This window comes from Phosphitispora fastidiosa, assembly GCF_019008365.1.
In the GTDB taxonomy this organism is placed as follows: Bacteria; Bacillota; Thermincolia; order Thermincolales; family UBA2595; genus Phosphitispora; species Phosphitispora fastidiosa.
On the sequence record NZ_JAHHUL010000010.1, the window covers coordinates 117,256 to 130,189 of the forward strand.

Annotated in this window: 11 protein-coding genes; 9 read left to right on the forward strand and 2 right to left on the reverse strand. The window is 48.2% G+C overall.

Annotated elements, in window-relative coordinates; all coding sequences use genetic code 11:
• Positions 1-6 precede the first annotated feature (6 nt).
• The 3 genes from Ga0451573_RS10775 (at position 7) to Ga0451573_RS10785 (ending at position 4,089) form a co-directional block, all read left to right on the forward strand.
• The gene (locus tag Ga0451573_RS10775) at positions 7-2,385 is read left to right on the forward strand and encodes an endonuclease MutS2 (RefSeq protein ID WP_231684071.1); all 2,379 of its coding nucleotides are present in this window, start codon (positions 7-9) and stop codon (positions 2,383-2,385) included.
• Positions 2,386-2,500: 115 nt separating this feature from the next.
• Positions 2,501-3,508, forward strand: coding sequence for a Fic family protein (locus tag Ga0451573_RS10780; protein ID WP_231684073.1), 1,008 nt, complete (start codon positions 2,501-2,503; stop codon positions 3,506-3,508).
• A 29-nt stretch (positions 3,509-3,537) separates the two neighbouring features.
• A complete protein-coding gene (locus Ga0451573_RS10785) occupies positions 3,538-4,089 on the forward strand; it encodes a ferredoxin domain-containing protein (RefSeq protein ID WP_231684074.1) in 552 nt (183 codons plus the stop codon).
• A gap of 82 nt (positions 4,090-4,171) precedes the next feature.
• On the opposite strand, the gene Ga0451573_RS10790 is transcribed toward Ga0451573_RS10785, so the two are convergent.
• Positions 4,172-6,556, reverse strand: coding sequence for a transglycosylase domain-containing protein (locus Ga0451573_RS10790; protein ID WP_231684077.1), 2,385 nt, complete (start codon positions 6,554-6,556; stop codon positions 4,172-4,174).
• A 146-nt stretch (positions 6,557-6,702) separates the two neighbouring features.
• Between Ga0451573_RS10790 and tyrS the strand changes: the two genes are divergently transcribed.
• The 6 genes from tyrS (at position 6,703) to yunB (ending at position 11,932) form a co-directional block, all read left to right on the forward strand.
• The gene (gene tyrS / locus Ga0451573_RS10795) at positions 6,703-7,935 is read left to right on the forward strand and encodes a tyrosine--tRNA ligase (RefSeq protein ID WP_269438221.1); all 1,233 of its coding nucleotides are present in this window, start codon (positions 6,703-6,705) and stop codon (positions 7,933-7,935) included.
• A 137-nt stretch (positions 7,936-8,072) separates the two neighbouring features.
• A complete protein-coding gene (locus Ga0451573_RS10800) occupies positions 8,073-8,645 on the forward strand; it encodes an RNA polymerase sigma factor (protein ID WP_231684083.1) in 573 nt (190 codons plus the stop codon).
• Complete coding sequence (locus Ga0451573_RS10805) at positions 8,632-9,153, forward strand: anti-sigma factor family protein (protein WP_231684086.1); 522 nt, start codon at positions 8,632-8,634, stop codon at positions 9,151-9,153. The genes Ga0451573_RS10800 and Ga0451573_RS10805 overlap by 14 nt, the downstream gene beginning before the upstream one ends.
• A gap of 5 nt (positions 9,154-9,158) precedes the next feature.
• Complete coding sequence (locus tag Ga0451573_RS10810; protein ID WP_231684089.1) at positions 9,159-9,899, forward strand: hypothetical protein; 741 nt, start codon at positions 9,159-9,161, stop codon at positions 9,897-9,899.
• Positions 9,900-9,949: 50 nt separating this feature from the next.
• Entirely contained in the window at positions 9,950-11,110 is a 1,161-nt protein-coding gene (locus Ga0451573_RS10815; RefSeq protein ID WP_231684091.1) for a DUF4097 family beta strand repeat-containing protein, read from the forward strand.
• Positions 11,111-11,266: 156 nt separating this feature from the next.
• Positions 11,267-11,932 carry a sporulation protein YunB gene (yunB, locus tag Ga0451573_RS10820; RefSeq protein ID WP_231684100.1) on the forward strand — a complete coding sequence of 222 codons (666 nt, stop codon included), beginning with the start codon at positions 11,267-11,269 and terminating at the stop codon, positions 11,930-11,932.
• A 237-nt stretch (positions 11,933-12,169) separates the two neighbouring features.
• On the opposite strand, the gene Ga0451573_RS10825 is transcribed toward yunB, so the two are convergent.
• Positions 12,170-12,934 (reverse strand): RNA-guided endonuclease InsQ/TnpB family protein (locus tag Ga0451573_RS10825; RefSeq protein ID WP_231684101.1); only part of this gene is annotated, 765 nt, incomplete at its 5' end.

Below are 12,934 nucleotides of genomic sequence, written 5' to 3' on the forward strand. Positions count from 1 at the left end.
TTGTCTATGGAACAGCGGAATCTGAACAGGCTGGAGTATCACAAAATTATCGCAAGACTACAGAACTGCGCCACTTTTGCCGTCAGCAAAGAGATGGCCGGGAGCCTGACACCCGGGACCGACCGGGACGCGATTTTGGAAAAGCTTCGGGAAACTACGGAAGCCAGGGAAATTTTACGGCTGGAACCGGACCTGCCTATGGGAGGGCTGCGGGATATCAGGAATCTGCTGCGCAAGGCGGCCATTGGCGGAGTGCTGGAACCCTCGGAGCTGATGCAGACGGGGGACATGCTTTACGCATTAAGGCGGCTGAAAAATTTTTTCCGGGACAAGGGAGAGGCTTATCCTGTAGTCTCCGCGCTTGCGGCTGAGCTTTGTTCGCTGAGAGACCTGGAGGATCGCATCAGGGAGAGCATTGACCCCGGCGGGGAGGTGGCCGACAAGGCCTCTCCGGAACTGCGCCGGCTGCGGAGCAGGATACGTGATTTACAGGTCCAGGTTAAGGAAAAGATGGATTCCATTATGCGGTCAGCGGAATACCAGAAATTCTTCCAGGATCCGATTGTGACCAAACGGGGCGACAGGTATGTTGTTCCGGTGAAACAGGAATACCGGAGCCGGTTCCCGGGAGTTATCCATGACCAGTCAGCCAGCGGCGCCACCCTGTTTATTGAGCCGATGGCGGTAGTGGAAAAAAATAATGAGCTGCGCCGGGCGGCTGCTGAAGAGAAACAGGAAATAATCAGAATCCTGACAAAACTGAGCGCCCAGGTTAATGTATATACGGATGAGATAAGCTCCAGTGTGGTCATTAGCGGCCAGATAGACTTTATTATTGCCAAAGGCAAGCTGAGTCAGGAAATGGATGCCGGCACAGTCAGGATCAATGATGACAATTATATTAATATTATTGGGGCCAGGCATCCTTTGCTGCAGGTGAAGGCGGTACCCATTACAGTACAGCTGGGCAGGGATTTCCGTATTCTGGTGATTACCGGGCCAAATACCGGCGGGAAGACGGTGGCCCTGAAGACAGTAGGCCTGCTGGCTCTGATGGTACAGTCGGGCTTACATATACCGGTGGAACCGGGGTCGGAGACAGGAATTTTTTCGACTGTTTTCGCCGATATTGGTGATGAGCAGTCAATTGAGCAGTCACTGAGTACCTTTTCCTCTCATATGACCAATATTATCGGTATCCTGAACCATGTCAGACCGGATACACTGGTGCTTTTTGATGAGCTGGGGGCCGGCACCGACCCTACTGAGGGAGCTGCCCTGGCAATGGCGATCCTGGATTACCTGGATGCCAAAAGGGTCAGGGTGATTGCGACAACCCACTACAGTGAGCTGAAGGCTTTTGCCTTTAACAGGCCGGGCATAGAAAATGCCTCGGTAGAGTTTGACATCAAAACACTACAGCCCACTTACAGGCTTAATATCGGGCAGCCTGGGAGCAGCAGCGCCTTTGAAATAGCCCGCCGCCTGGGGCTGCAAGAGGATATTATCAGCGCCGCCCGGGAATCACTTTCAGGGGAAGATATTCAGGTGAATGAGCTTATCCGGGGACTTGAAGAAAACCGGAAAACCAGTGCAGATGACAGGCGGGAGACGGAGCGGCTGAAAAAGGAAGTGCAGCGGCTGAAGGAAGAATATGAACGGAAGCTGGCTGATGTGTCCCGGAAGCGTGCCGAAATCATGGCCAAGGTCAGGCTGGAAGCTGATGAGGACCTGCGTAAGGCCAGAATGGAAGCTGACGGACTGCTCCAGGAAATCAAGGATGCAGCCGCCGCTGCTGCCAGGGGCGCCGGGCCGCATGAACTTGCCAGAGCCCAGCATGCCAGGACCAGGCTGAAACGGCTGCGGGCTGCCGAGGATGTGGAGCATCATGAGGCTTCCGGGGAAGCGCCTGAAATGGTTAAAAAAGGGCAGGAAGTTTTTCTGCCCAGATATAACCAGCAGGGGACAGTGATTACTGAACCGGATGCTAACGGGACTGTCGGGGTGCAGGTGGGGATAATGAAGCTGGCCCTGCCTCTGGCGGAGTTAAGGCCGGTGGCAGACAAAAGCAAAGGCGCCAATGCCGGGAAAATCTTAGTTGAAATAGGGGGGCCCAAAGTAATGGCAGGCAAGGCCAGGGATATCTCGCCTGAGATTGACCTGAGAGGGATGACTGTTGACGAGGCCGTGGAGGCAGTCGAAAAATACCTGGATGACGCTTACCTGGCAGGTCTTCCTAAGGCCCAGATTATTCACGGTAAAGGAACCGGCGCCCTCAGAAAGGCTATCACCGATTTGCTGGCAAAACACCGTTTTGTCAAGGAATACCGTCTGGGCCAGTACGGTGAAGGCGGCGCCGGGGTTACCGTAGTAGAATTGAAATAGGATACCAATTTTCGACAAATTGTAGCTATTGAAAAAAGATTAATAAAAAGCTACAATAAAATTGTGGCTAAAATGGTTATATTAAAATTAAAGCTGCAATTTGGAGGAAGGCATTATGAATAGAGGCAGACCTAACTTAAAAAAACTACTGGAGAAGGTTAACAGCGAAATAAGCGTATTTCATAAAGAAACGGGTGGGTTCCCATCAAGTCTGGAAGCAAACGAAATCTGGAAAGATATTTGGCTAGAAGAAACACATCATTCTACAGCTCTTGAGGGCAATACATTAAATTCCCGGGAAATATATAAGCTGGTTGAGCAAGAAATTGTGAGTGGCAACAAAGAAATTCGACATTACCTAGAAGTTCAAGGTTATTCTAATGCAGCGCGATGGGTTTATGAGCAAGCCGTGGAATCCTTTAAACAGCAAGATAGAATAGTAACCGTTCAGCATATAAGCCATATTCATAATTTACTTATGGGACCGGTCTGGACATCTTACCCGCCGGCCACAGGAGACAAGCCTGGCCAATTTCGTACAGGAGCTGCGCCAAGAATTAAGGGAAGCTCTCTTAAACTTCCTCCTTCCGGAGATGTACCTGACTTAATCAATGAATTGGTTGTTCGAATTAATTCCGATTCTGTTAACTTCTATGTTTGCGAGTGGGCAGCTGTAATACATGCCGAATTTGAAAAGATTCATCCGTTCAATGATGGAAACGGCAGAACCGGACGCCTGTTAATGAACTATATCTTGATAGTCAATGGATATCCCCCGGCAATTATTTTAAAAAGCCAACGCCCCAAATATCTTCGGGCGCTTGAACGGGCGCAGGGCAAAAATTTCGATTACACAATGCTTGCCGAGCTTGTTGGAAGGGCTGTAAGGGATAATTTAAATAAACTTATGCTGCCGAAACTCTCAGGTGAAGAAGACTTGGTTCCGCTAAGTACGTTAGCTGAAAGTATCCCATACCAATCAAGCTACCTGCGCCGTTTGGCCCAGGAAGGGAAACTGAAGGCCGTTAAAGAGGGAAACCTTTGGTTATCTTCAAGAAGATGGCTGCAGGACTACATCGATTCCCGCAGTTCCCGAGGAAGAAGAATAGATAAGGCCAAATAAAATAAGTCTTAAAACAAGGAGGAGTTCAAATGATTATCAGGGGAGAACAGGCTGAAGAAAAGGCGCTGCTGCAGGTCGCTGAGCTGATGTGTGCCGCGGCAAGAACAGCTCCCAAGGGTCGGGGACTGGATACTTTGGAAACATTTATTGCTACCGGTGACGATCTGCGCCGATTGGCAGATGAGATGAGGAAGTGGGGGGAGGCAAAAGGGGCCGGGTTCTGCATCAGGGATGCAGGTAACCTGGAAAATACCAAGGCTGCCGTGATTTTTGGGACCCCAGTCAAGCCTCTTGGTCTTCCGGGCTGCGGTTACTGTGGGTTTGCCGACTGTGAAGCAATGCAGCAGGCAGGGGGCATCTGTGCCTTTAATGCCGGGGACCTTGGCATTGCCATAGGTTCGGCCGCTGAAGTGGCTGCAGCCCACCATGTGGATAACAGAGTCATGTTTTCCATCGGGAGGGCTGCAATAAATTTGAAGCTATTCCGTACAGATGTCAGGATTGCATATGGGATACCCTTATCAATTACCGGGAAAAATCCCTTCTTTGACCGTAAGCCTCACAATCCTGCACCCAAGTAAGTTCAGCATAATTACGTAGCCCTGTAAGTTCGGCATAATCCCGCAGCCCTGTAAGTTCGGCATAATCCCGCAGCCAAGTGGTTTAATCATTGACTGCAGGCGGAGTTGGTGTAACAGCCGGATTTGAGATAACCTGGTGTTCGGGTATCGGGCAATATGTATTTGGCTCCTGGCCTAAAGGAAAATCAAGGTATTGTATCATATTAGGGGGGCATCCGCCCGAATCGTTAGGTCCCGGTATGATTGCCTGGTACATGATGCCGCTATGCCTGGGGTCAATACATACCGGTGTGCCGCTGGGCCGCGGCGCTGCCCCTGCGTGAATTGTGCACGTCTCGGTAGGTTCATCGCCCTTAGTAAAGGAACGAATAACTCTGTCAGGACACCCGGCGGAGGGAAGCTGATTGGTTTCCGCACAAACTTCCATCAGGGTGTGATTATCACAGACTTCTTTGGGTACGGTGCCTTTGGCAAACAGGTCACTGATTTTGTGTTCCTCCGGGCAATTCTCACCGGGGAGCAGGCCTGATTGGGAGCAGACTGTAGCGCTGACCAGACCCTCCGGTTTGGGGAATTTTTTCACCGGTGCGTCCTCAAGGGCATTTTTCATAATGTGTTTCCATATCATGGCTGGGTATTTGCCGCCATAGACGCCGGACATTTCCTTAGGATTATCATGGCCCATCCAGACCACGGTAACCAGTTCGGGGGTATATCCTGCGAACCAGGCATCCTTATCATCACTGGTGGTCCCTGTTTTACCGGCTACAGGACGGCTTCCCAGCCTGGCGCTGGAACCTGTGCCGCCGGGAGCGGTGACCACAGATTGCAGCATGCTGGTAACAAGGTAAGCCGTGGTCTTTTTCATGGCCACTGTTTTTTTGGCTTCGAATTCGTCAATAACATTGCCATCCCTATCGGTAACCCTGGTAATTACAGTAGGCTGGACAAAAACACCCTCATTGGCAAAGGCGCCGTATGCGCCTGCCAGCTCCAGGGGTGATACCCCATATGTGATGCCGCCTAGAGCCATGCTGAGGTTTTCGTCATTGCGACTGGAGTTATCGGCACTGGTAACCAGGGTGGTTATCCCTACCTTCTGGGCAAACTTGAGCCCTTTCTCAATGCCGGTATCCCTCAAGACCTTGATAGCGGGAATGTTCTGTGACTTCGTTACTGCAGTACGGTAGGTAACATATCCGGCATATTTCCCATTATAGTTTTTGAAGGTTTTGGAACCGATTTTCAGAGGCTCATCCTTGACAACAGTTGCCGGGGCATCACCGTTTTCAATGGCAGGCCCATAATCCGCAATCGGCTTAAAGGTGGAACCGGGCTGCCTGAGAGCATCTGTAGCCCTGTTAAACTGGCGTTTCTGTTTATGGTCCCGGCCGCCCACAACTGCTTTCACATATCCGGTGTGGGGATCCAGGACAATTGTTGCTGCCTGGGGCTGAACGACGCCGTTTTCATCATATTTGGCTTTGGGGAAGTTTTTGGGGTCTGCCATTGCTTCCTCAGCCAGAGCCTGTATCTTGGGATCAAGAGTGGTATATACCGCAAGTCCTTCCTTATAAACTTTGTCTTCACCATATTTATCAATGATGAAATCGGTCACATAATCGACAAAGTAGGGGAATTTGTAGTTCTTATTTTGGGCCGGTTTGCTGCTGCTCAGTTTGAGTTCGGCTGCTTTTGCCGCTTCTGCCTCTGTGGCAGAAACAAGCTCATACCTGAGCATATTATCAATAACCAGGTTGCGGCGTTTCACAGCGGCTTCGGGATTCTTAAAAGGGTCATAATAACCGGGGGCCCTGGGGAGGCCTGCCAGAAGAGCTGATTCTTCGAGGGACAGGTCCTTGACCGGTTTGCCGAAAAATACCTGGGAGGCGCTTTGAATGCCATAAGCTCCGCCGCCATAATAGATCTGATTCAGGTACATTTCAAAAATCTGGTCTTTGGTATATTTGCGTTCCAACTGAATTGCCAGGAATGCTTCCTGAATCTTACGTTCTAATTTCTTTTCCGGGGTCAGAAAGGCTCTTTTGATGAGCTGCTGGGTGATGGTGCTGGCTCCCTGTTCGGCTCTGCCCGCCTTGATATCAGCAATCAAAGCCCCGCCAATCCGTTTGATGTCAATACCTTTATGCTGATAAAACCGGATATCTTCAGTTGCCAGAATAGCATCCTTAACCGAAGCGGGGACTTGTTCCAGCTTTACGAGCTCGCGGTTTTCAACATAGATCCGGGCTATTTCTGTTTTGTCCTTATCATAGATAATTGTGGGCAGATTAAGCTCCAGAGCGGATGGGTCCCATGCCGGCATATCCTTGACGCTGTACAGTACATATCCGCCGGCAGAACCCGCACCGGCCAGCATCAGGAATAATAAAACTACAAGTGATAATCTGAGGAAATTCAATTTCCTTTTCGATTTTTTTCTCTTTGGTCTCTGTTGGTCTGACATTATGTACTCCCTCCCGTGGGATAGCAGTATGGTTAATCGACTTAAATCGATTATAACATATCAAAAGCCCAAAGTTAATCTTTTTAGAATTGTTGCGCAGCAGTGTGGTGTTTGTTATACTTTATAGCAGAATGGTTGGAAGGAGAATGGCAGTGAAAAATGAAGTGAAAAAACAACTTGAAATTATTAAGAGAGGCGTCGCCGAACTGGTTCCGGAAAATGAACTGGTGGAGAAACTTAAAAAATCCGTAAAAACCGGACAGCCTCTTCATATTAAATTGGGACTTGACCCTACAGCCCCTGACATTCATCTCGGGCATACTGTAGTACTTCAAAAATTACGGCAGTTTCAGGAGTTGGGACATAATGTGACCATTATCCTGGGTGATTATACGGCCCGCATCGGCGACCCCACCGGGAAATCGGAAACCCGGAAGCAATTGTCTGAGGAAGATGTCAGGGCAAATGCAGCAACTTATCAGGACCAGATTTTTAAGATTCTGGACAAGTCCAGGACCAAGGTCGTGTTTAACAGCCAGTGGCTGGCGCCCCTTACCTTTGCCGATGTCATCGGACTGGCGGCCAAATATACGGTTGCCAGGATGTTGGAAAGGGATGATTTTAATAAGAGGTTTCACAGTGAACTGCCAATAAGCATTCATGAGTTCTTTTACCCCCTGATGCAGGGTTATGATTCCGTTGCTCTGAAGGCAGATGTGGAGTTGGGCGGTACCGACCAGAAGTTTAACCTGCTGATGGGGCGGCACTTGCAGAAGGAATATGGTCAGGAACCCCAGGTGGCCCTGATGCTGCCGATCCTGGAAGGGCTTGACGGGGTCCAGAAGATGAGCAAAAGCCTGGGCAATTACATAGGGATTACCGAAGCGCCAAGGGAAATGTACGGTAAGACCATGTCTATAGCTGATGAGCTGATGATTCGTTATTTTGAGCTGGTGACTCCTGTGGAAATGGACGAAATCAGCCGGATCCGGACCGGGCTCGAAGACGGCGCTCTCCATCCGCGGGATGTCAAGATGCGCCTGGCCAGGGAGATTGTCACCATTTACCATGGAGAAGAAGCCGCAGCCAAGGCTGAGGAGGAGTTTAAAAATATTTTTCAGAAGAAGGAGCTTCCTGATGAGGTGCCGGATTATGTGCTTGACTCCAGCGAACTGGAAGACGGGTTAATCTGGCTTCCCAAACTGCTTTCGCTGGCAGGCCTGGTTTCCGGGACCAGTGAGGGTAAGCGGATGGTAAAGCAGGGAGCGGTCAGGATTAATGATGAACGGGTCAATGACCCGGACCTGCGTTTTATGCCTGAAGATGGCAGCATCATCAAGGCCGGAAAAAGAAAGTTTGCCAGAATAGTGATTAAGTAGCAGATGATGGATAGTCTCAGGATGGGTTTTTGGCCCATCCTTTTTGGTGTTAAAAATTTCTATTGAAAATCTGAAGTAATTTTGGATACACTCTCGTCATAAAAGGTGAAGGCGGAAAGCGGGGTGACAGTGACAGGTTGGACGATTTAGATGAATTACTAATCAAAAAAATTATTGCCGGAGATTCCGGCAGCTTTGAAAAACTGGTATCCCGCTACCAGAAGAAGATATTTGCCTTTGTTTACCGGATGGTCGAGTCCAGGGAAGATGCCGGAGACCTTACCCAGGAGGTATTTCTCCAGGTGTTTCGGTCACTGAATACATTCAGAGGAGATGCCAAGCTGAACACATGGTTATACCGGATTGCTTCCAATAAGACTCTTGATTTTTTGCGCAAAAACAAAAAGACCAGATTAGTTGCTTTTGATTCTGAAGATTATCAGGGAGAACCGAGTTTGACCTGTTCCCCGGAAGCCAACCCGGAACAGATAGTTTTAAAAGAGGAAAAGATGCGCCGGCTCAGAAGGCTGATTGCAGGACTGCCGGACAGATATCGCCTGGCGCTGGTCCTTTATCATTACCAGGAACTGACTTACCAACAGATTGCCGAGACCCTGGATATTCCGGTAAAAACCGTGGCTACAAGACTGTATAGAGCTAAGCTGATTTTAAGGGAAACACTGCGAGGTGATACAGATGCAATGTCGTGAATGGAAAAAGAAAATACCCCATTATCTTGCCGGAGAACTGTCGGAAGATGAGTGCGCGGCCTTTGAAAATCACCTCAATGACTGCCGTTACTGCCGGGAAGAACTGGCCTCATTCCGGGAAGTTGATTTTCTGATAGATGCAGCCTGTATTGCTGTTCCTGAGATTGACCTGACCGCAGTTATAATGAAACAGGTTAACGCAGAAAATCACCCTGAAAGTCGCGCTAAAAGTTACGGCAAAAGTAATGTTAAAAGTCGCGGTAAAAGAACTGTTGCTGTTCTGCAGGACTTGGTAACCGCTGCTGCAGCAGCTCTGATATTATTCTGGTTTTCGGGACCGGCCCTGTCCGGCGGGGAATTCCCTGTTGATGCTGACCGGGTTATCAGAGTGAGTGATACTGTCGGAGGGGCTTTTCAGTCTTATGTTGATTTTTCAGTAGCTACAACAAATAAGCTGTCAGCTTCCATGAAACAAATTAGCCCCATTGAAATGAAGGGAGATGAGTAAAAAGGATGAGTACTATAAAATGTGCAAATCACATTGAAAGAGAATCGCAAAATGAATGCGGGCTGTGCGGAAAAAGCTTTTGTGATGAATGCCTGGTGAACCTTGGCGGCAGGGATTACTGCCGGGCGTGCCTGCAGAATCGGATTGGAGAAACTACCGCAGATACCGCAGATACAGCAGATACAGCAAATACAGCAAATACAGCAAATACAGCAAATACAGCAAATAATGCGGATGCAATGGATAATGCGGGTGCAATGGATAATGCGGGTGCAATGAATTCGGTTAAGGCAGCGCAGGCGGTGCGAACAGGCAGGAGGAGCAGATTTTGGTCATTTATATTGTCGATTATCCCGGGCGTGGGATATATGTATTTGGGCCTGATGAAGCGAGGCTTGCAGACTATGGTGGCATTTTTCGGCTCCATTTTTGTGAGCAGTTTTATCGGATTTGAGGAATTAATGTCCCTGGTTGTGCCTGTGGTGATCTTTTATTCGATTTTTGATACCCAGCAGCTGGTGAAGAAGATTAATGAAGGGATTCCTGTTGAGGATGCGCCTTTTTGGGATATCAGCAACATTCCGTTTAACCAGAAATGGCTGGGCTATGGCCTGATAGTAATCGGTTTTTTGGCTTTGATGAGTAATGCGCCTATGGCTATTCCATTTTGGTTTAAGAGAATGCTGCCCCCGGTTATTATAATAGGTCTTGGTGTGGCAATTCTATACCGCAACACAAAAGAGTAGGACATATGACAATAGCACAACTGTGAGCTTATCCAAAGGGGGATTTATAAATGTATAAAAACAGGAAAGCAGGGCCGGTTACCCTGGCTCTGGGGATGATACTGTTTGGGGTGATCCTGTTAATATCGAATTTTACCGGCACCGGGATTTTCGCCACTGCTTTGAAGTACTGGCCGCTGCTGCTGATTGGCCTGGGAATCGAGTACTTTGTGCGGAGTTATCTGAACAGTAAAAAAGAAGAGGGTGAGGCGGGGTTTCATTTCCCTACTTTGATTGTTATACTGCTGATTGCATTTGTCGGCTATGCGGGACATCAGGTGACCGGCGTTTTGCAGAGACATGACCTGAACGAGGCGATTACAGAAGCTGTTGCCGGCACAAAGTACAGTTATCAGCATAAGTATAAAAGCAATCCCATTACAGCAGTTCCCGGAACCAAAATTCGGATTGATAACCTTAATGGGCAGGTAGATATGGTCCCCGGTGACGGTGATAAACTTTATGTGGAGGCGGTAATAACCGCTTGGGGACCGACCACAGAAGAAGCTAAAGCAAGGGCCGAAGAGTTTTCCGTAGATATTTCGGAGGGGAATGTGATTAGCATTTCCGGGTCGCCACGTACAAACATGTATGATTTTAAACGCACCCCGTTTGTGAAATACCGAATAGTAATTCCGGCGAAAGTCAAAGTAGCTCTCGATAGCAGCTCAGAAGGAGTGAGAGCAGATAATCTGGAAGCAGAGATGGAAATAAACATGGCAAACGGCAGCTTATCACTTGCCGGAATAACAGGAAATGTTTCGGTGAATGGGGGTCATGGCCGGGTTAATGTAAAGGACGTGACCGGCAATCTGGATGTCAGGAGCAGTTCAGGTGATATTAATGTGAATAACGTATCAGGTGATATGAGACTTGTCATGGAGAATGGAAATGTCGAAATATCCGGTACGAATCCCATGACTGCCAAAAGCTATATAACTAACCAAAATGGCAGCACAGTAGTAAGAATTCCGGAGAAATCTGATGTCTCAGTTGTAGCAGAGACCACCCATGGCTCAATATCAGGGTCTTTAAAGCTGGATATGGAAAAGTCACGGAATAACCCGGAAGACCATCAGCCGGGAGCGAAAGGAACCGCCGTACTTGGAGCAGGCAAGGGAATAATAAGTGTAACCAGTGATAATGGCTCCATAATAATTGATAATAACTAACATTATTTATAGACGGAGCAGATGCATTCCGCGCAGAGGCAAATGGCCTTGCGGAGCGTGTCTGCTTTTTCATATAGTCACCAATGCGGCGCGAACCACATATATAGTCACCAATGCGGCGCGAACCACATAGAATGATATGTGGAGGTGAATGTCTTGTTTCAACAGCATCGTTTTCCCGTCAAAATGGCAGGGGTAATATTGGTTGTGGCGATAATTCTGGTTGTGCCGCTGTTCATTGTGGAACGTAACCTTAAGCCTACAATTATAACTATAGCCAAAGCGTATGCTGAACAAACTGCTGTAGATGCCATTCAGAATGCAGTTAATGAAAAAATAGCTAAATCAGTGGAGTACAAAGACCTGATTTTCATCAGGACCGATAACAGGGGCCGAATTGTCCTGATGCAGGCGAATACCGTTAAAATCAATAGCTTGGCTGCCGACACCGTTCTTGACATTCAAAAAAGCCTGGCTAGTCTCGAAGGTAAGGAAATCCCCATCCCGATGGGTCAGGTATTGCAGAGTCAGCTTTTTGCGGCATATGGGCCAAAAATCAAAGTAACTTTAGTGCCTATAGGAACAGTTAAAGTTAAGGTTATTGACGACTTTCAACAGGCCGGGATAAACCAAACCCGGCACAGGCTTTATCTGAATGTATCAGGCAGAGTTAAAATCGTTATTCCGATGGCCAGTGATTATGTTGAAGTAACTTCCCAGATTCCTATCGCAGAAACAATTATAGTCGGCGAGGTACCGGAAACCTATCTTAACCTGGACATCCCAAATGGACAGTTTAATGGAATAAGCGTTCCCAAGTAAAAGTGGGGAGACATTTATTCCACCCATATGTCCGAACATCACATTTGGGGTGAACCTCCCCCACCTATACTTCGTGTAGAGGATGGGGGCTTCCGGCTAGCTCAGAATGCATGTCTCATCGGCATCTCAGTTTCAAGTCGCCTCACCTGATGGGTGTGAGTACATCATCCTGATAGAGCCGGCAACTATATACCAATTGGCATACGGGCCAGGTTCATGGCATCTACTACTTGTCGCTTATGCGATCCGTAGATACTTGTGTTCGGTCAGAGATATTTTCCGGAACTCCCCATACTTGTATTTGGTTAAGATGTTCTTCGCTCCATGAATATCCCTGTGCTCCTGATATCCGCACAGGCAGCTGTAATTTCTGGAGGAGGTTTTTTTCCTCCTCCCACAAACGGGACACGTTTGTGTTGTATAGGCTTCGTCTACTTTTTGCAGGCTTATCCCTTCGGCTGCCAGTTTGTATTGGAGATAATCGGTGGTTCGGCCATATTGCCATTGGGACATTTTCTGGTTATGTCTGGGTGAACGTTTATGCTTGTTTCCCTTCTTTTTGGGAGAGGTGTTACGTTCAATCCCTGCTACGTCTCCCACCACGACTTCCCTGACTTGATTTTCCAAGCACCAGTTAACAAATTCGCGGGTTGTTTTATGGAGGACATCAGTCAACTGGGCATTACTCTTTCCTAAGATGTAGTTAAAAGCCCGGCGGTATTTTTTCCACTGACGGGAGCCCTTTTCACATTTAGCCAGTTTCTTTTGTAGTTCTTTCAATTTTTTGTTGCGCAATCGTTTGATGCTTCGCAGCCTGCGACCAGTGATGATCATTCCTTGCCCATAATCGGTTACTGAGACAATTGTATGGATTTCACCCAGGTCTATTGCGGCAATGCACAGGTTATTGTTTACTTTGGGACTCTGGCTGTCATCGTAGGTAACAGCTAATTGCAAACCCCGGTCATAGATGAGTTCGATCTCTTTGACCTTACCGGGTGG

Excerpts from the sequence above, each read along its gene's own strand:
- Ga0451573_RS10775 (WP_231684071.1), top strand. The coding sequence starts at position 7 with ATGGAACAGCGGAATCTGAACAGGCTGGAGTATCACAAAATTATCGCA.
- Ga0451573_RS10780 (WP_231684073.1), top strand. The coding sequence starts at position 2,501 with ATGAATAGAGGCAGACCTAACTTAAAAAAACTACTGGAGAAGGTTAAC.
- Ga0451573_RS10785 (WP_231684074.1), top strand. The coding sequence starts at position 3,538 with ATGATTATCAGGGGAGAACAGGCTGAAGAAAAGGCGCTGCTGCAGGTC.
- Ga0451573_RS10790 (WP_231684077.1), bottom strand. The coding sequence starts at position 6,556 with ATGTCAGACCAACAGAGACCAAAGAGAAAAAAATCGAAAAGGAAATTG.
- tyrS (WP_269438221.1), top strand. The coding sequence starts at position 6,703 with ATGGCAGTGAAAAATGAAGTGAAAAAACAACTTGAAATTATTAAGAGA.
- Ga0451573_RS10805 (WP_231684086.1), top strand. The coding sequence starts at position 8,632 with ATGCAATGTCGTGAATGGAAAAAGAAAATACCCCATTATCTTGCCGGA.
- Ga0451573_RS10810 (WP_231684089.1), top strand. The coding sequence starts at position 9,159 with ATGAGTACTATAAAATGTGCAAATCACATTGAAAGAGAATCGCAAAAT.
- Ga0451573_RS10815 (WP_231684091.1), top strand. The coding sequence starts at position 9,950 with ATGTATAAAAACAGGAAAGCAGGGCCGGTTACCCTGGCTCTGGGGATG.